Consider the following 18354-nt stretch of genomic DNA (forward strand, 5'->3'; position numbering starts at 1 on the left):
GCCGCGTCCCAAGAATGTTGACCTAAAGCGGATTAAACAATTTTGCAACGCACGAATGAGCAGAGGCTTTTGCCTCAGGGGCCTTCATCAACGCGCTGGCGCAGATCGTCCTTGATTTCGTCCAGTGACGCGAGACGCTTGAAGACGCGCCGCCCCAGCCAGAGCCCGAAGACAAGCAGGAAGAACCCGAGTGTCGGTCCAAAGGGTGGCGGCACGAGAACAACGGCGAGCATGCCGGCAAAGGCAAAGCCCACCTGAATCAGAAACCGGATTGTCTGTGCGCCCATTGCGCCCCTTTCCTTGCTTTCGCCGCGCCGACTTCAGCGATTACCAGCATGCAGCTTCAAGGCTGCAATTCTCCATAGCCAAGCTTGCAATCAAACATAGCATCCTCGACAGTGACAGGATGCTTGCACTCTAACACCGTCGCGGATACCCATGCATTTCAGGCTCCCGGTCCTCTATCTAGCGCTTTCCTTCCTTCTGGCACCTTCGGGGCAGGCACAGGATATGAGCGAAAAGGTTCTTGGCGAAAGCATCTACGTGCCGGCCTATTCCAGGATCTTTTCCTATCCGCAGCGCTCCGACCTGCTCGCCGCCACCCTTGCCGTTCACAATGTCGATCCCGAGACACCCATCACGCTCACGCGGGTCGACTATCACGGCGAGGACGGCAAGGTGCTGCGCACTTTGCTTGAAACACCGCTCGAACTCGCACCGTTCCAGTCGAAGACGGTGCTCATTCCCATCAACGACACCAGCGGCGGCGTCGGCTCGAATTTCCTTGTCGTGTGGTCGTCGGAGGCGCCGGCGCTGAGCCCGATTGCCGAGGCGATCATGACAAGCGGCAGCGGCGGGCCGGGCCCGTCCTTTACGACCAGGGGCCGCGTGATCGAACGCCAGCACGCGGAATGAGCCGCACCGCGTGCCTTCTTGCCGGGGCCGCGGCCGGATCGTTGCTGGCTTAACCTGAAATCCGCTCGATCTGCGCGCCGCAGCGGGTCAGTTTGTCTTCCAGCCGCTCGAAGCCACGATCCAGATGATAGACCCGGTTGACGGTGGTTTCCCCCTCCGCCGCCAGTCCGGCAATCACCAGGGATACGGACGCTCTCAGGTCCGTTGCCATGACCGGCGCACCGCGCAGTTCGGAGACCCCGTCGATCAGGGCCGTGCGGCCGTCGACCTGGATCTGCGCACCGAGCCGTGCCAGTTCCTGCACATGCATGAAGCGGTTTTCGAAGATCGTTTCGGTGACCCGGCTTGTGCCGCCCGCCTTGGTCATCAGCGCCATGAACTGCGCCTGCAGGTCCGTCGGAAAGCCCGGGAACGGTTCTGTCGTGACGTCGACCGGCTGAATACCGTTGCCGTTGCGATAGACCTTTAGGCCTTCATCGGTCTGGGTGATGTCCGCGCCGGCCTGCCGCAGTGTATCGAGCGCACTCTCCAGCAGGTCGGAGCGCGCCCCCTGAAGCAGCACGTCGCCGCCCGTCATCGCGACGGCCATGGCATAGGTGCCGGTTTCGATCCGGTCCGGAACCACGGCGTGGTGCGCGCCATGAAGCCGGGAGACGCCCTGAATGCGAATGGTCGAGGTGCCTGCACCCTCGATCTTCGCGCCCATGGCCTTCAGACAATTGGCGAGATCGACCACTTCGGGTTCGCGCGCCGCATTGACAAGCTCGGTCTCGCCCTTGGCCAGCGTCGCCGCCATCATGATGGTGTGGGTCGCGCCGACCGACACCTTCGGGAATTCGACACGGGCGCCCTTCAGGCCACCCGGCGCGCCGACGACCACATAGCCGCCCTCGATCTCGATATCCGCGCCAAGCGCCGCCAGCCCGTCAATGAAGAAATCGACGGGGCGCGTTCCGATGGCGCAACCGCCCGGAAGCGACACGCGCGCCTCGCGCATGCGCGCGACGAGCGGGCCGATCACCCAGAAGCTGGCGCGCATTTTCGAAACAAGTTCATAAGGCGCGGTCGTGTCGACAATTTCGCGGGCGGTCAGGTTCAACGTCTGGCCGGAAAGATCGTTCTGGCCGCTGCGCTTGCCGTTGACGGAATAGTCGACACCGTGATTGGAGAGGATCTGCATGAGCTGCGCCACGTCGCGCAGCCGCGGCACATTGGAGAGCGTCAGCGTTTCGTCCGTCAGCAGCGAGGCGATCATCAGAGGCAGCGTTGCGTTCTTCGCGCCCGAAATCGGAATGACACCGTTCAGCTCAGCACCGCCGACGACCTTAATGCTATCCATATGAAACCCCGCATCCGACCGTTTTCTTCTCAAACGGCCGTCTCATTTGAAGACATGCACAAACCTGCGGTCTACACACAAGTTGCGGCCCATGCAAGGCAGCGCGGCGTCCGCGATCGGGCGTTTTCAAGGCAGGGAAAACCGGTGCCCGGCGTGCTGCCGGAGGTCTCAGTCGCTCTTTCTCGCCTTTGCCGCGGCCTTGCGGCGGCGGAGATTTGCGCGCAAGGCTTCGGCGAGACGCTCTTCCTTCGAGGAAGTGGCGACGCCTTTCGCGCCGGCACCAGTGGGCTTGCCAGCTTTTGGCGCCGCCTCGCCAGCATCCTGTTTTTTCTTGTCTTTTCCACTCATTTTCCGACCAAAAGCCCTGTCCGATCGCCAGTTTCGGTGCGCGCGCACCGCCGCCCTTTCCGCCGTCCGGCCACCGGATGGAAGGATCCGTCTTCCGGCGTCCCGGCCTGTTGCCAAAACCGGTTCTTCAACCGGATTCCAGGTCAGGATCAAGGCCCTGCAAGCGCGCCTGAAGCTTCTTCAGAAACTCCACAAGTGTCCACCAAAAAAATCGAAAACACAGCTTGCGTCCCCGGGGCTCTTGTGGCAAAAGCGCCCTCATTCCGGGCGGCAAGGCTGCACGGGACAGCGACTTGCGTCTGAAACCGCAGCTTTCTGCAAAGCCAGTCCGACGCCGGGCACCTTTTCAAACGCCCATATGCTGCCGTAGCTCAGGGGTAGAGCACTCCCTTGGTAAGGGAGAGGTCGAGAGTTCAAATCTCTCCGGCAGCACCATCTTTTCCCAATGAAAACAATAGCATCACAACGGTGATCAATAAGGCCAATGCTGCTGATGATGGCAGTGTTGATGTTACCGCTCGACTTTTGATGCTCAACTGAACTACAATCACTGGTAGCAACAAATCGCAGTAGGTTCGTGTATCGAATTATCTTTCAGTATTAGTGCTGGCCAGTCTTCGGCGGTCGCTGGCGGTGCAATTTCTCCATTTAGGGACTTTGTCGGATTATGAACTCTCCCAAAATTCTCCCTGATCATGATAAATTCCGAAACTGGTATCTTGACGAAGACGTCACGATCAAACTTCACAACGGTGATACCATTGAAATCAAAAAGGGTTACCGGTTCAACGGTCACTCTGTCCCGTGGCCTTTGTCTCTGGTAATTCCCCGTTACGACACAGATATTGTTGCCGCCCTTGTCCACGATTATCTGCTCGATACCGGTCCTTGGCATCGATACAACCGGGCTTTCATGGACAAGGAATACGAACTGCAAATGCAGAAGCACAGCTACGGCTATCGCAAGTGGCTCATGCCCGCCGCCGTTCGGTTGTTTGGAACGCTTCGATTTGGCATTTGGGGCGACTATCGGGGTCAACCGAAACCCAACACCAATATTTGCGTCATTGTGACGAGTGACGACGCATAATCATCTGATTTTGTTACTCAAATTCTCCATTTGACAAAATGCCGGGCTGCCCGCGAACCCACCGGGACAAGATTGTCAGAAGAGCTTCAAGCAGGACGTGGCAGGATTGTACCATCGGCAACGCAGTCGGGATCTGCAGCCACAACTACATTCGGCATAGGCTGACTGACTACGAAACCTGGCTGTATCGGCACAAGCTTGAACGCGATGAGGCTAGGTCATACCCTCATAAATCAGACCACAATGGTATGGATGAATTTGTTCGGATACGAGGCGCAAAGCTGCGGAAAACCGTCCGGTTTCCAAAGATTTGCAACGACGTTGCCGGGCAAATTCACCCTATCCCTCCAGGACGCAAAAACGGCTTCGATCTGCTTCGTCAAAGCGTTCAACCGGACCGGAAGCCCGCTTTTCACGCTTTTCCTGGCATCTCATTGCCGTTTGCTGCGCCATTGCGGACTGAGTTATGAGGGTAGGACCTAGGCTGATTGTCAAGGAAGAATTGGACGGGATTTTCCTGAGCTGGCAGAAACCGGGCCTGAACAAGCGCTGAGCGTTCATTGAACCTGCTAAGCTTTCGCCCGTTTCCCGCTACAACCGGCACGACACAAGCCGGCATTGTAAAACCGTATCAAATACGCCATTATCGCGCCGTCGGGTGCTTTGGGGGCTATATCGTTGATCCCTGCCAGGAACTGGGATTCGCGAGAATAAGCCTAGGAAGTAACCTATGAAAATCCTGACAATTGCAAAGGCCTCATTCTTTGCGGTGGCGCTCGTGGCAGCGTCGTCCGCGGCGCATGCCGTTACGCTTTCCTCTTCCGTTGAGTTCTCGGACGGGTCGTTCGTCTATCCGGACGCATCCAATTCCGTGACCCTGCCATCCGGCGCATCCTGGGATGTGGCCGCGCAGGTGAGAAGCGGCAACCAGAACGGCGTTTATCGCACTCCCTGGGATGAAACATCGAACGGAGCCGTTGAGAATGCCACCGTGAATAATCCCGGTTCCATCGACTTCTTCGCCACTGGCCCCGGCAACCTGCCGAACCCGGCCAAGCTGGTTTTCGACACCGTTCAGAACTCGCTGTCGTTTCTCTGGGGTTCGCCCGATACCTACAACGATCTGATTTTCTACCTTGCCGGATCGATGGTTGCCGAATTCCAGGGCAGCCCGATTACCGGATCTCCGAGCGCGGGCTCCGTGTATGTGACCTATTCGGGCCTCTTCGACGAAGTCTGGTTCAAATCAGATCCGAACAACGCCTTCGAGTTCGCCTCGATAACGGCAACACCGGTTCCGCTGCCCGCCGCCGGCTGGCTTCTTCTGGCCGGGATCGGCGGTCTTGTGGTCATGCGCCGCAAGCGGTCCGCTTAGGCGGAACAAGGCGAAACCCGCCCCTGAACGCTCGCTGCATCCGGCGAGCGTTTTTTTGTCAGCCGTCTGAACGCTGCGCGCATTCCCTTCGCATTGGAAATCCTCGTCGATCGGTCTTGAGCTGATCAGACGCTGGCGTACCGCGGGGGGCTGGCAATTCCCCCCCCCGCTCACTCCGCGACCACGCTGACATGGGCTGCGACCACTTTCCAGCCGTCGGGTGTTTTCATCCAGGTCTGCATCTGGCGGCCGACCTTTCCGGGCGCCGTGTCGCGGTAAAACAGCGTCGCGGCCGTTGCGAAATCGGTACCGTAGGTGGTGATCTCGGTTCTTTCGAGCCGTCTTTTAAGATTGCCGTCGTTCCGCGCCGACCTGAAGGCCGCGATCTCGTCATAGCCGTAGAGGTTTTCACCACCGCCATACCGGATGGTCGTGGGGGCGTTGAAAAAGAGACGGTCGAGCGTGGCGACATCGTTGCCGACAAGGGCCTTTTCATATTCGGCGAACACTGCCTCGACCTCCGCCTTCACGGACGCGATGTTGATTTCCATTACTCTCCCCTCCCCGAGCCATTCAGACGGTCACGCAACGTTTCCAGAAACGGAATATCGCGGAACTGGTCCGGCTGAACGGCGTCCCAGGAAACGCCGGCCGGCTGCGGGAACGTCGTGCCGGTCTCGATCAGACCGGTCTCCGTTGCGATTGCATCCAGCGCGCTGTCATGCTGCATCATGACAAGCTCCCCGTCGCCGACGACCTGCGAGGAATGAACCGTCGTGGTGATCGGCGCGTCCGGTTTCAGTTTGTCCAGTTCGCGAAAGATACCGAGTTCAAGATCGGCAAATCCGCCGCCCTTGCCCGTTCGTGCCCCGGCCCGGCTGACGGCGACACAGCCGACGACCACGAAATCAAGCGGTTCCATGTCCTCAAATTCCACCGGGTCGCCGTGTTCGACAAAACCCTGGGACGTGGCCGCCAGCTCGAACTGAATGCCTTTCCTTGCAAGCTTGTCAGGGTCGAGACGGACAAAGGGAAACGGTTTGAGGAGTTCGGGAACCGGCGCATAGACGATCTTGCCTTCGTAGAGCGCACGCAACCGGACCGGAATTTGCGGTGGATCGGGATTGCACTTCACCACGTTCGCCGCCTGCCACTGAGGGAGCCGGGCAAGGTTGCGCGCGGCAAGGTCCGCACCCGCGAAATTGGGAATGCAGCTCTGGGCCGGGCCAATGCTGTTGCCGCTTGTCTCAAGGTCCGACCAGATGCGATGCCTGATCCGGTCCTTGTCCCGGTTCCGCCCCGACCAGCGTGCGTCGTCCATGATCAATCCCTCATCAGAAGCTCTTCAGGTTGCTATAGGAGCGCGGCAGACACCCGCTTGCTCAAGCTCGGCAGCAACCCGCAGGGCAAGGTCCTCCCGCCAGGCCGGCGCAATCACCTGGACGCCGATCGGCAGCAGCGCTCCCTCCAGCCAGACAGGCGCCGCGACCACCGGCAGTCCGATGAAGGACACCGGCTGGGTGAACAGACCGATATTCGGGCGCGCCGGCATCGTGACACCGTCCAGCGTGATGGTCTTCGTTCCGGACGGCAGCGCGGAAAAAGGCGTTGCCGGTGCCAGCAGAATGTCGACCTCTTCGAAAATCTTGCGCATGCGTTCACGGAACCAGCTGCGAAACCGCTGCGCCTGCTCAACCCAGACCGCAGGCACCATCGTACCGGCAAGGAACCTGTCACGCGTATCGGGATCGTAGTCCCCGGGCCGCAAAGAGATCCTGTCGAAATGAAGGTTCGCGCCTTCCGCACTGGTGATCACATAGGCGGCCGCGCGGGCGCGGGCGGCTTCGGGAATGTCGATTTCAGCTGAAACGCCGAGCGCCCGTGCAACGGCGTCAACGGCAGCAAGAGCTTCCGGTTCCGCTTTCTCCCGGAAATAGCCACCGGCAACCGCGATGCGCAGTCCGTCCGCGCCATGGCCGATCTTTTCATGGGTTGCGAGCGCGGGCCTTGCCGCCTGCGCCGGGTCGTTCGGATCGGCTCCCTGAAGCGCGTCGAAGACGAGCGACAGGTCAGCCGCGGATCTTGCCATGGGCCCGAGATGATCGAGACTGCCGACAAACGGATAGGTGCCGTGGCGAGACAGACGCCCGTAGGTCGGCTTGAGGCCGAAAAGCCCGCAGAAGGACGAGGGCACGCGGATTGATCCATTGGTGTCCGAGCCGAGGCTCACCGGCACCATACCAGACGCAACCGCTGCCCCGGAGCCTGAAGACGATCCGCCGCTCATCCGGCCAAGGTCATGGGGATTCAGGCAGTTGCCGTCATGGACATTTTCACCCGTGAAATCATAGGCATATTCGCCCATGTTCAGTCCGCCCATCAGGACGGCGCCTTGCCGGCGCAGGTGTTGAACGAGTGTTGCGTCCGACTTTGCGGGGGCATTGCCGCGATTGATCTTCGATCCGGCCCGGGTGACGACGCCTTCGATATCGAACAGGTTCTTCACTGCGAAGGGAACGCCGGCGAGCGGCAGTCTCGTTCCACCGGCAACGGCCTCGTCAATCTTTCGCGCGTCCGCCAGGGCGGCATCTGCAGTTACATCGGTGAAGGCATTGACCGCCGGATTGCGCTTGTCGATCTGCGCCAGCGACGCCTTGACGACTTCCGTTGCCGACAGACCGCCGCCGGTGACTGCCTTCGCGATTTCCGCTGCCGTCATCGCAGTGATGTCCGTTGAACCGCTCATGCCTCGAACACCGGCGCAGCTTCGGTCTCTTCCTCCAGCGGAAAGGACTGGACAAGCGCGGCTGCCTTTTCGATCGCGGCAATATGCGCCTCGACGACCGGCCGCCAGTCTTCCTCGATCGTGAGGCCCATCACCTTCTCCATATGGGCCACATGGGACCTGGCATCGAATTCGGTGCTCATGTGATCCTCGTCCTATTCATCAATTGCAGAGGCGAATGAGCTCAAGGGTGCGGTCCAGCCGACAATCCCGCCCTGTGCCCTGATCATGTCGAGCGTCGCCGCCTTGAACTCGGGAAAGTAGCTCTCGGTTGCCTCCTCGATCAGCAGGCACTCAAAACCACGGTCGTTGGCCTCGCGCATGGTGGTCTGGACGCAGACTTCCGTCGTTACACCGGCAAAGACGAGGCTCCGGATCTGCAGTCGTTCAAGGTCCGCGCCAAGGGATGTTGCGTAAAACGCGCCCTTGCCGGGCTTATCGATGACGATCTCACCTTCAACAGGTGCACATTCAGACACGATCTCGGCACCCGGCTCACCGCGCACGAGGATGCGCCCCATCGGCCCGTCATCGCCGATGCGCATCGACGGGCTGCCCCGGTCCCGTTTCGCCGGTGGGCAATCGCTCAGGTCGGCGGCGTGGCACTCGCGCGTATGGATCACCGGCCATTCCTTCTGCCGGAACAGGCGCAACAAGTGCTGCGTTGGTGCGATTGCCCGCTGCATATGCGAGACGTCGTTGCCGAGCGTTTCCCCGAACCCGCCCGGTTCGATGAAGTCGCGCTGCATGTCGATCACGACAAGCGCCGTGCTTCCCGGATCGAAAGTGAAGGTGAAGGGTTCCGCATCGACCTTGAGCATCAGTGGTGCCCCGCCATGGCATGGCCGATGGTCGCCCTGTCCGTCTCCGCCATCGGCGACTGGTAGGTGATGCGCCCCTCGGACATCACGGCGACCGTGTCGGCGAGTTCGAGAATTTCATCGAGGTCTTCCGACACCAGCAGTATCGCGGCTCCCCTGTTGCGCTGGTCCATGATCTGCGCCCTGATTTCGGCAACGGAGGCAAAGTCGAGCCCGAAACAGGGGTTGGCGACAATCAGGATATCGACGTCGCCGGAGAGTTCCCGCGCAAGGATCGCGCGTTGAACGTTTCCGCCGGACAGATTTTCGATCGGCTCTTCCGTTGACGGCGTCTTGACCCTGTAGGCGGCAATCAGATCCCGGGCCTGACGGCGCATGGGTGGCGGCGACAACCAGCCCCGGAAGGGAGAGATCGGTGCCTTGTCGAAGGTTCGAAACGCCATGTTCTCGGCGACGCTCATGCGCGGCACAGCCACGTTCTTGAGAGGTTCCTCGGAAAACCCGAACACCTTGAACGCGTCCATCTGGCCACGTTCGGGCTCATAGGGTTCCTTGCCGATGAAGATCCGGCCGTCCTTCAGCATCCGCTGCCCGGAAAGGACTTCGATCAATTCCGACTGGCCGTTGCCGGAGACACCCGCGATGCCGAGGATTTCACCGGCATGAACTTTCAGGCTGATGGCCTCGATCGCGGGCAGTTCCTCGTCGTCATCGGCGAACAGCCCGGCCAGTTCCAGCTTGAGCGCCGCCTGTTGGTGCGCGGTCCGCTCTGCGCTTTCCCGGATTTCCGTTTCGCCAATCATCATGCGGCTCATGTCTTCCACGGAAAGATCCCGGACCCGGCCGCTGCCGACCACGCGCCCGCGTCTCAAGACCGTGACATCGTCGGCATAGGCGGTGACTTCGCGAAACTTGTGGGTGATCATCAGGATGGTCAGATCACCGGCCTCGGTCATGGCGCGCAGCAGCCCCAGGACTTCGTCGGCCTCATCCGGCGTCAGCACCGATGTAGGTTCATCGAGGATCAGAAAGCGCTGATCCAGATAAAGCTGCTTCAGGATTTCCAGCTTCTGCTTCTCACCCGCCGAGAGCCCGGAAACGGGCACGTCGAGCGGCACTTTGAACGGCGTTGTTTCCAGAAAGGCACTCAAGGCCCTGCGTTCCGCCTTCCAGTCGATCACGCGCGGCGCGTCGGTGCGCGCGATGACGAGATTTTCAGCGGCAGTCAGAGACGGAACCAGGGTGAAGTGCTGATAGACCATGCCGATGCCATGGGCATGGGCGGCGCGCGGGTTGGGAACGTCAGCTTCTTCCCCGTTGACCAGCATCGCACCGCTTGTCGGCTGGTAGAACCCCATCATGCACTTGACGAGTGTCGACTTGCCCGCGCCGTTTTCACCAAGCAGAGCGTGAAAGGACCCGGGCGTCACGCGGATCGAAACGTCATCCAAAGCGACAAGATTGCCGAAAGCCTTGGTCATGCCGACGGTTTCGACACCGATGGCACGGGACCCTGAGCCGGTCTCCAACGCCACACTCATGCGCCCGACATCCCGCGGGCCGCATGCAACCCGGAAAGAAAGGCCGCGCTGTCGGCAACGGCTCCGAACACCCCGCCCTGCATGGTCACCATTTTCAGGGCGGCGTCATGATTGCCCCGGTCGGTCGCGCCGCAGCAATCCGACAGCACCAGGCACTCAAAGCCGCGATCATTGGCTTCGCGCATCGTGGTGTGCACGCACACATCCGTGGTGATACCGGTCAGGACAAGGTTGTCGATGCCTCTCGTCCGCAACAGCAACTCCAGATCCGTTGCGCAAAAGGATCCTTTGCCGGGCTTGTCGATGACCGGCTCACCGGGCAAAGGCGCGAGTTCGGGGATGATCTCCCAGCCGGGTTCGCCGCGGACAAGGATCTTGCCGCAAGGTCCCGGGTCTCCGATGCCGGCTCCGATCCTCTGTGAGCGCCAACGCTTGTTTGCCGGTAGGTCTGCAAGGTCCGGCCTGTGCCCCTCCCGCGTATGGATAATGTGGTATCCGTCCGCGCGCATGGCGGCAAGAACGGTTCCGATCGGTTCAATCGGCGCACGCGTCAGGCTGATGTCGTAGCCCATGCTGTCAACGTAGCCATCCTTGCCGCAGAAGTCGGTCTGCATGTCGATGATGACCAGTGCCGTGTTCCCGGGTCTCAGGTCACCGTTATAGGGCCAGGGATATGGATCGGCGGCAACGGGACCTTCGAGGTCGGCGGGACTCGGCTCAGCAAGGCTCATGATGTTCACTCCGCTGCGTCGCTCAAGGCCCTGTCGCCAAAGCGGCGCACCGGCGCGTCGAAACCACAGGACGTGCCGTCCGTGTGCTTGACGTCGTCTTCCCAGGGCAGGCGGTAATTTCCGGCGGCAAGATCGGTCATGTAGGTGTAAGGGCAATCCTGTGCGCCGCCTTTCACGGCGACGTAACCGCGATGACCGAACTGGTAGATGTTGTTCTCCACGCCCCAGTTGATGCGTGCCTCGCGCACCAGGTCCGGCCGCACCTCTGCCGTGATGATCTCGTTGGCGCGCCCGCTGGTTCCGTGGGCCAGGATGGTGCCGTCGAAATTGACGATCATGCCCTCGCCCATGCTGTCGAAGGTGCCGTCTGTGCCGCACATGCAGACATTTGCCGTCACCATAAGGTTACAGAACGCATTGGACTGATTGGTGAATTTCCAGCTTTCCCGGATCGGGGCCGTGTAGCCGGCCGTGCGGATCATGATTTCGGCACCCTTGTAGGCACATTCACGGGCCATTTCCGGAAACATGCCGTCGTGGCAGATGATGAGCGCCATCCTGCAGCCGTTCGGACCGTCGATCACCGGAATGCCCTGATCGCCCGGCTCCCAAGGTTCGACCGGCACCCAGGGATGCATCTTGCGGTAATAGAGCTTGAGTTCACCCTTGTTGTCTATGATCAGCCCGGAATTGTAAGGCATGCCTCCCGGGTTGAGTTCCATGATCGAAAAGCAGCCCCAGATGTCGTTGTCGACACAGGCCTTCTTGAAGGCGGCCACTTCCGGGCCATCGAGCGAGCACATGATGTCCGGATTGATATCCATGGACAGGCCGTGAAGCGCGTATTCGGGGAAAACGACAATGTCCATCGTCGGCATGTTGCGGCGCGCTTTGGCGACCATGCCAACAATGACATCGGTCTGTTTGGCCAGATCGATTTCCGTGACAACCGTCGGCAGTTGCAGTTGCACCATGCCCAGAACCACTCCGTTCGGGGCTTTGTTCAGTCCTCCAAGTCCGCTCATTGCATGGCTCCTTATTTGGTGATCGAGAGTTCGCCCGGCGCTCCTTTCAAAGAGCGCCTTGGCGATGTGCTCGCGATCATGATCAAAAGCGTCAGGATGTAGGGCGCGGCATTGAAGAAGTGGTAGCCACGCGAAATACCGATGGATTGAAGTGCGGGTCCGAGCGCACCGGCTGCACCGAAAAGAAGTGCGGCCCAAAAACAATAGAGCGGGTTCCAGCGGGCGAAGATCACGAGCGCGACCGCCATCAATCCCTGCCCCGAAGACAGGCCTTCCGTCCAGCTTCCCGGATAATAGAGCGACAGGAACGACCCGCCGATGCCGGCAAAGAACCCACCCGCCATCGTTGACAGAAGCCGCACGCGATCGACATTGATCCCCAGCGCGAGAGCAGCCGGTGCGCTGTCTCCCGTGGTCCGGATGATCAGGCCGTAGCGCGTGTTCCTGAGCGCCCACCACAGAAAGATCGCCAGAACGATCCCGAGCAGGAACAAAGGATTGATCTCAAGCGCCTGACGGATGCCGGGATGGTCGCTCCATGCACCGAAGGAAATGGCGGGCAGACGCGGCGCGGACGGCTGGATGTAGGCCTTTCCGAAGAAGAACGCGAGACCGGTTCCGAACAGCATCAGCACGATGCCGATCGCGATATCGTTCACCTTCGGAAGCTTGCACAGGTAGCCGTGCAAGGCACCGAAACACGACCCGCAGATACCGGCGACAAGCACCCCAAACCAAGGCGAACCGGTGTGATAGGAGATCGCATAACCGGACATCGCACCGAAGACCAGCGTGCCTTCAAGGCCCAGATTGATGCGACCTGATTTTTCGGTGAGCATTTCGCCGAGGCTCACGAACAGGAACGGCGTAGACACCCGGATCGCGCCGGCAAACATGGCCAGGAGCACGGTCATCAGACCTGCATCGTCGCTCATTGCGCAGCTCCCTTCGATTTGAAGATGGACAGCCGCCCGTAAAAGGTTTCCGACACGAGAATGACGAGGAACAAAAGCCCCTGAAGCACCAGGACCGTTGCATCCGGCAGATCCATGCGCCTCTGCACCAGACCGCCGGAGGCTGCAATGCCACCGAGGAAAATGGCAACGGGAACGATCACGAGCGGATTGTGACGGGCGAGAAAAGACACAAGGATGCCGGTAAAGCCATAGCCGGCGATCAGCGATGCATTGGCCTTGCCGTGGATCGCGGCAACCTCAAAGAAACCGGCCAGACCGGCACAGGCACCGGCAATCGCACAGGAGACCACCATCAGGCGTCCGACCGGGAGCCCCTGCGCCTGCGCGGCTCTCAAATTGCCGCCGGCGATCTGCGCGGCGAAGCCGAACGTGGTCCGGTTCATCACCAGGTAGAGCACACCGCACAGAAGGACACCGACCAGGAGACCCCAGTGCACGTCCGTTCCCGGAATGACGCCGATCATGTTTTCCGATCCGATCGGCTTGGTCGATGGTTTGTTCGGATCGGACGGATCCCGAAGTGCGCCTTCGACAAAGAAATTCAGGATCGAAACCGCGATGTAGAACATCAGGAGAGAGGCGATTGTCTCGTTCACGCCGCGATAGTGCCGCAGGGCACCGACGCAGCCGATCCAGATTGCTCCGGCCACCATGCCGGCGAACGCCATGATGGCGAGCATCGGCAAGCCGGGCATCCAGCCGATCATCGGTATGGCGATCGCGGCAGAAGCAAATCCGCCAAGCACAAGAGCGCCCTCTCCACCGATAATGACGAGGCCGAGGCGTGCCGGAATGGCAACGCACAGCGCGGTGAAAATCAGCGGCGCGGCACGCACCAGCGTGTTCTGCCAGGAAAAACTGGTGCCGAAACCCCCGCGCCAGACATGCGAAAAGAACTCCGCCGGCGACTTGCCGAGCGCGAACAGAAATACTGAAAAAAGCACGCCCGAAAAGACGAGTGCCAGAAGTGGAATAACCACGTATTCGGACGAGCGCCTGAGGCGCTCCAGAAGATCATTCGACATGCCGGACTGAACGGCGATGCCGGGCGTTTCCGTGGTATCTGCCATACCGTTTCCCTGAGATTGGCCGGCCGTGCGTTAACGCAACTACGGCCGCGCCGAAATGTTCGCTCCCCCGGCGGCCAGCCCTTTGAGACAAGCCGCCGGTGGAGAGGTCAAATGCGCCTCAGGTGATCGAACCGACGACGCCCTCGATCAGGTAGTCGGTCTGGTCCAGGGAAGGCTCGTAGTTGTCGAAGCTTGCCCCTGCGGCGAGCAACGGTGATCCGTCCTGCTTGTTGATGGGGCCGACAAAGATCGGCTTGCCCGCCTTGACGTCCGCCCGTGCCGCGTCGGCGGACGCGATCGCCGCTTCCGAAGCGCCGGCGCCGTAAGGTGTGGAGCGGACGAAGTCGACATCAAATCCACCGCCGGTAAAGTTCGGCAACGGCTGGCCTTCGGCGAGGTTTGCGGCAAACATCTTGTAGATCGTTTCCCACTTGTATTCTGCGCCGGTGATGAAGCCCTTGGGTGCCAGCGGCGCTTGCGAGGCGTTGTGGCCGCAACATTTGATACCGCGCGATTCCGCCGTTTCGATCACCACTTTCGGACCGTCGACATGACAGGTCAGGACATCGCACCCGGCATCCACGAGCGCGTTGGCAGCCTCTGCTTCGCGCACCGGCATTGACCATTCGCCGGTGAAAATCACCTGGACCGTGGCTTCCGGATTCACCTTGCGTGCACCAAGAAGGAAGGAGTTGATGTTGCGCAGCACGGTGCCGATCGGCTTGGCGGCGACGAAGCCGAGCTTGTTGCTTGTGGTCGACAGGCCGGCAGCAACGCCGTTCACGTAGTGCGCCTGGTCGAGATAACCGAAATAGCTGCCCGCGTTTTTCGGGTCGGCTTCGGTCCACAGCGGTGCTGCGTGCCGGAATTCCACGTCTGTGTATTTGCCTGCCAGATCCAGAACGAACGGTTTGTAGTACCCGAAGGACGTCGCGAAAATCAGCTTGGCGCCATCGAGATTGATCATGGATTCCATGGACTTCTCGACCGCGACCGTTTCAGGCACGTTTTCTTCCTCAACCACGGTCACACCCGGAACGTCCTTGAGCGCGGCCGCTGCAACGGCATGCGCCTGGTTCCAGCCAAAATCGTCGCGCGGTCCGACATAAACAATGCCGACCGTGAGGTCTGATGCATGCGCCAGCCTTGAGAGGCCACCTGCCGAGAGAGCGGCCAGCCCGGCTGCCGACGACTTCAGCATGTTGCGGCGTGAAAGTTCAAACTTTGACATTACGTCCTCCGTTTTATGACGAAGCCATGCGTCATCGCCCGCTCCGTTTTTCTTCGACATGATTTTGCAATCCCCGTGCCATTTCCCCGCAAGTTCAACCCCTTAAAGGATTTTCATTTAAATTATTGATTTTATTATATTTTTTTGATTCTTTTTGATGCGATTGAACACACACCTCTCCTGTGCGCCGGGACTTGCGACCGACGCTTTTGCCTATTTTTCAGCCTCTAAGGTTTTCTGGCTAATTTTTCATCATTTAACTGTTCAAGTCTCGGGCGGCCCTGACCGGTTCATAGCTCGCGTCCAGCCTTGTTTTCAGGTAGTCCGCGCCGGAAATCGCCGGGTACTTCGCCTGCTCTCCCTCGCGCAGGCATCCTGGCAGACAGGCAACTTCCGCCTCCGGATTGGGGTCGAGAAAAAACGCGATGGAGTATCGTTCCCGGCTACCTGAATTGACGACACGATGCGGCGTGGAGACATAGACGTCGTTGGTCCAGCGCATCAGGCAGTCGCCGATGTTGCAGACGAAAGCACCTTCGATTGTCGGGGCCTTCAGCCAGACACCGTCGCGCCGCTGCACCTCCAGACCTCCGACCTCGTCAGGCAACAAGATGGTGATATTGCCGTAGTCGGTATGGGTGCCCGCACCGATCTGGCCGGCTTCGGCGTTCGACGGCTGCGGCGGGTAATGCAACAGGCGAAGTGTCGCCATGGGTGCATCAAGCTTGTCTTCGAAGAAATCGCGTTCCACGCCAAGGTCAACGGAGATGGCCTCGTGCAGCCTCCTTCCGAGCGCCCAAACCTCGTTGAAGTAGCTCAGCAAGGTCTCCTTCCAACCTGGCAGGTCCGGCCACTGGTTTACCGCCCGGAACGGTTCACCGGCGACTATTCTCGGGTCATCCGGCGCAAGGTCCAGTCCGATATTGAAGGCCTCCTTGAGGTCCGAAGGTTTCGACGGGTCGAGATTTTCTCCCTTCATGGGGACGTAGCCGCGATTGGTTTTGAAGAAATCCCTGGTGAGCGCCATCTTGGCATCGAGCGGCTCGCCGAAAAGCTGGTGCGCCGCCTTGAAGGTCCGTTCAATCAACGCGGCCTCGACGCCATGGTTCCTGACGTAGAAGAAGCCGATCTCACGAGCCGCGTGCCCGATTTCCGAAGCAACGGCTGCCACCCCTTCCTGCGTCCCCCCCGCAAGGGGGGCCAGATCGATTACGGGAAGACCCTGGTCTGTCATCTTGTCACCGGACGTTCCTTGTTTTATTCCGCCGCCACGACCGGCTGCGCATTGTTCACATCTTCCATATAGGTGCGCCAGCTGCCGAGATGTGAAATGTTCTCCGCCCCTTCCGCACCAACGGCTTCACAAACAAAGCCGGTCACCTTGCTTCCATCGAGCAGTTCAACGGTGCCAAGTCCGAGAGGAGCCGGAATACCGGAAAGAAAACCGCCGACCTCCGCCTTCGGAAGTGTCCAGATTTCAAGCTCTATTTCCCGGCCAGACCCCGGTGCTCCGCGCACAAGTCCCGGCCGTTTCGGCGGGCCACCTGCCAGGGCATAAAGCGAATAGGCATCGCTTGTTCTGGAGCTTTTCAGAAATCTCCCGCCGCGCCCGGTCAACTCGCTATTCAGCGCCATTCCGGACATATGCGCCCCGCAGACGGCAACGGCGATTTCATCGGGCATTGCCAGAAGCGGGCGTGCCACCGGCTCCGGTGCGGCCCAACCTGTCGCGCCGAGGGAATGAGGCGCCATTTTCTCCAGTTCGATACCGAGTGATGCGATCATCCCGTCCTGTCCCGCCGATGCCAGCAGCGTGACGCTGCCGGGCCGTCCGTCCGAGCGTGCGGATACCGGCAGGGCAAGACCGCACATATCCAGGAGATTGACGAAATTGGTGTAGGTGCCATTTCGCGAGTTCGGACCGACAGGGTCGGCTTCAAGATCGGCCACGGAGTAGAACGTCGGAATTGTCGGCACGCACAGGAGATCAAGTGCAGCCAGAACCGGTTCCGTCTTGCGCGCCAGTTCCTTGAGCCGGTAGATGCCCCGGAATGCATCGGTCGCGCTTAGATCCAGGGCTGCGCCGACGATTTTCCGGGTCACCGGATGGACGGCATCGGGATCGTCACGCATCAGGTCCTCGATCACCGTATGCCTTTCCGCCACCCACGCGCCCTCGTAAAGCATGTGCGCGACATCGTAGAAGGGTGTGAAATCGACTTCGATGATATCGGCCCCATACTCCTTCAAGAGAGCGACCGTGTCGCGGAAGGATTGTTCCTGGATGCCGTCACCGAAAAACTCGATTGATGCCGCATCGGGTATGCCGATCTTGAGGCGGGACGGCGACGCCGCAAGATCCCTCACGGCAATCTCTCTCGAATAGGCATCCTTTTCGTCGAAACCAGCCGCGGCCTGGAACACAGTGTAGGCGTCCTCAACGGTCAGGGCGAAAATCGAGATCGTATCGAGGGTGCGGCAGGCCGGAACAACGCCGCTTGCGGACAGGGACCCGAGTGTCGGCTTGAGACCGACAATGTTGTTGAGCGCGGCCGGGACACGCCCCGATCCAGCCGTGTCGGTTCCAAGGGAAAAACTGACGATTCCGTGTCCGACCGCAACGGCAGATCCGGCAGACGAACCGCCTGGAACAATCGCCGGGTCGACAGAGTTCTTCGGCGGCTGAAAGGGTGAGCGGACGCCGACGAGACCGGTCGCAAACTGGTCGAGATTGGTCTTGCCGATCAGAAGCGCGCCTGCCTCGCGGAGTTTGTGCACGACAAATGCATCCTCATCTGCGTCATAGGCATAGGCCGGGCATGCGGCCGTCGTCGGTTTTCCCGCGACATCGATGTTGTCCTTGATGACGAACGGCACACCCCAAAGCGGTTTTCGCGCGTCGTAAGCGCCCAAGGCAGTGGCTTCCTGCAGCACCTCTTGCTTGTCGCACAGGAGAATGAAGATCCCCGGATCGTCGACGGCCGCGATCCGGCGGTAGACTTCCTCGACAACCTTTGTCGGGCTGACACCGTCTTCATAAGCGGTTTTCAGCGAGGCAAGCGTAAAAGGAAGGTCGAACATCTTAATCCTCAAAGTCTCTCAATTC

The 18354-nt window shown here is 60.1% G+C and carries 19 protein-coding genes and 1 tRNA gene; 4 read left to right on the forward strand and 16 right to left on the reverse strand.

Annotation, left to right across the window (positions count from 1 at the left end; all coding sequences use genetic code 11):
- Positions 1–74: 74 nt before the first annotated feature.
- The gene (locus RBB49_RS00095; RefSeq protein ID WP_306140594.1) at positions 75–287 is read right to left on the reverse strand and encodes a hypothetical protein; all 213 of its coding nucleotides are present in this window, start codon (positions 285–287) and stop codon (positions 75–77) included.
- Positions 288–438: 151 nt separating this feature from the next.
- Between RBB49_RS00095 and RBB49_RS00100 the strand changes: the two genes are divergently transcribed.
- Entirely contained in the window at positions 439–915 is a 477-nt protein-coding gene (locus tag RBB49_RS00100; RefSeq protein ID WP_306140595.1) for a DUF3124 domain-containing protein, read from the forward strand.
- A gap of 49 nt (positions 916–964) precedes the next feature.
- Here the strand turns inward: RBB49_RS00100 and murA are convergent, their stop codons facing one another.
- Both murA and RBB49_RS00110 read right to left on the reverse strand, forming a co-directional pair.
- Positions 965–2254: a UDP-N-acetylglucosamine 1-carboxyvinyltransferase gene (gene murA, locus RBB49_RS00105; RefSeq protein WP_306140596.1), complete on the reverse strand. Its 1290-nt coding sequence runs from the start codon at positions 2252–2254 to the stop codon at positions 965–967.
- A 168-nt stretch (positions 2255–2422) separates the two neighbouring features.
- Positions 2423–2602: a hypothetical protein gene (locus RBB49_RS00110; RefSeq protein ID WP_306140597.1), complete on the reverse strand. Its 180-nt coding sequence runs from the start codon at positions 2600–2602 to the stop codon at positions 2423–2425.
- Positions 2603–2962: 360 nt separating this feature from the next.
- On the opposite strand from RBB49_RS00110, the gene RBB49_RS00115 reads away from it, so the two are divergent.
- From RBB49_RS00115 to RBB49_RS00125, 3 genes are all read left to right on the forward strand, one after another.
- Positions 2963–3037 (forward strand) — tRNA-Thr (locus RBB49_RS00115).
- A gap of 232 nt (positions 3038–3269) precedes the next feature.
- Positions 3270–3692: a DUF1353 domain-containing protein gene (locus tag RBB49_RS00120; protein WP_306140598.1), complete on the forward strand. Its 423-nt coding sequence runs from the start codon at positions 3270–3272 to the stop codon at positions 3690–3692.
- A 730-nt stretch (positions 3693–4422) separates the two neighbouring features.
- Complete coding sequence (locus RBB49_RS00125; RefSeq protein WP_306140599.1) at positions 4423–5067, forward strand: VPLPA-CTERM sorting domain-containing protein; 645 nt, start codon at positions 4423–4425, stop codon at positions 5065–5067.
- Between the two features lie 170 nt (positions 5068–5237).
- Here the strand turns inward: RBB49_RS00125 and hpxZ are convergent, their stop codons facing one another.
- The 13 genes from hpxZ to atzF form a co-directional block, all read right to left on the reverse strand.
- Complete coding sequence (gene hpxZ / locus RBB49_RS00130) at positions 5238–5618, reverse strand: oxalurate catabolism protein HpxZ (protein WP_306140600.1); 381 nt, start codon at positions 5616–5618, stop codon at positions 5238–5240.
- Entirely contained in the window at positions 5618–6388 is a 771-nt protein-coding gene (locus RBB49_RS00135) for a 5-formyltetrahydrofolate cyclo-ligase (RefSeq protein WP_306140601.1), read from the reverse strand. The genes hpxZ and RBB49_RS00135 overlap by 1 nt, the downstream gene beginning before the upstream one ends.
- 24 nt (positions 6389–6412) lie before the next feature.
- On the reverse strand, positions 6413–7813 hold the full coding sequence (locus tag RBB49_RS00140) for an AtzE family amidohydrolase (RefSeq protein ID WP_306140602.1): 1401 nt from the start codon (positions 7811–7813) through the stop codon (positions 6413–6415).
- The gene (locus tag RBB49_RS00145) at positions 7810–7995 is read right to left on the reverse strand and encodes a DUF4089 domain-containing protein (RefSeq protein ID WP_306140603.1); all 186 of its coding nucleotides are present in this window, start codon (positions 7993–7995) and stop codon (positions 7810–7812) included. The genes RBB49_RS00140 and RBB49_RS00145 overlap by 4 nt, the downstream gene beginning before the upstream one ends.
- 12 nt (positions 7996–8007) lie before the next feature.
- Entirely contained in the window at positions 8008–8673 is a 666-nt protein-coding gene (locus tag RBB49_RS00150; RefSeq protein WP_306140604.1) for a cysteine hydrolase family protein, read from the reverse strand.
- Complete coding sequence (locus tag RBB49_RS00155; protein WP_306140605.1) at positions 8673–10214, reverse strand: ABC transporter ATP-binding protein; 1542 nt, start codon at positions 10212–10214, stop codon at positions 8673–8675. Before RBB49_RS00155 ends, RBB49_RS00150 begins: the two co-directional genes overlap by 1 nt.
- Complete coding sequence (locus tag RBB49_RS00160; protein ID WP_306140606.1) at positions 10211–10945, reverse strand: cysteine hydrolase family protein; 735 nt, start codon at positions 10943–10945, stop codon at positions 10211–10213. Before RBB49_RS00160 ends, RBB49_RS00155 begins: the two co-directional genes overlap by 4 nt.
- Before the next feature lie 5 nt (positions 10946–10950).
- A complete protein-coding gene (locus tag RBB49_RS00165) occupies positions 10951–11970 on the reverse strand; it encodes a formamidase (RefSeq protein ID WP_306140607.1) in 1020 nt (339 codons plus the stop codon).
- A gap of 11 nt (positions 11971–11981) precedes the next feature.
- Positions 11982–12905 carry an ABC transporter permease gene (locus RBB49_RS00170; protein ID WP_306140609.1) on the reverse strand — a complete coding sequence of 308 codons (924 nt, stop codon included), beginning with the start codon at positions 12903–12905 and terminating at the stop codon, positions 11982–11984.
- Positions 12902–14017: an ABC transporter permease gene (locus RBB49_RS00175; RefSeq protein ID WP_306140610.1), complete on the reverse strand. Its 1116-nt coding sequence runs from the start codon at positions 14015–14017 to the stop codon at positions 12902–12904. The genes RBB49_RS00170 and RBB49_RS00175 overlap by 4 nt, the downstream gene beginning before the upstream one ends.
- 118 nt (positions 14018–14135) lie before the next feature.
- A complete protein-coding gene (locus RBB49_RS00180; RefSeq protein ID WP_306140612.1) occupies positions 14136–15248 on the reverse strand; it encodes a BMP family ABC transporter substrate-binding protein in 1113 nt (370 codons plus the stop codon).
- A 256-nt stretch (positions 15249–15504) separates the two neighbouring features.
- Positions 15505–16482, reverse strand: coding sequence for an isopenicillin N synthase family oxygenase (locus RBB49_RS00185; protein WP_306140614.1), 978 nt, complete (start codon positions 16480–16482; stop codon positions 15505–15507).
- A gap of 23 nt (positions 16483–16505) precedes the next feature.
- Positions 16506–18329 (reverse strand): allophanate hydrolase, encoded by a 1824-nt coding sequence (atzF, locus tag RBB49_RS00190; protein ID WP_306140615.1) that lies wholly within the window; start codon positions 18327–18329, stop codon positions 16506–16508.
- Positions 18330–18354: the final 25 nt, after the last annotated feature.

The sequence above is a fragment of the Roseibium sp. MMSF_3412 genome (assembly GCF_030733265.1).
GTDB lineage: Bacteria > Pseudomonadota > Alphaproteobacteria > Rhizobiales > Stappiaceae > Roseibium.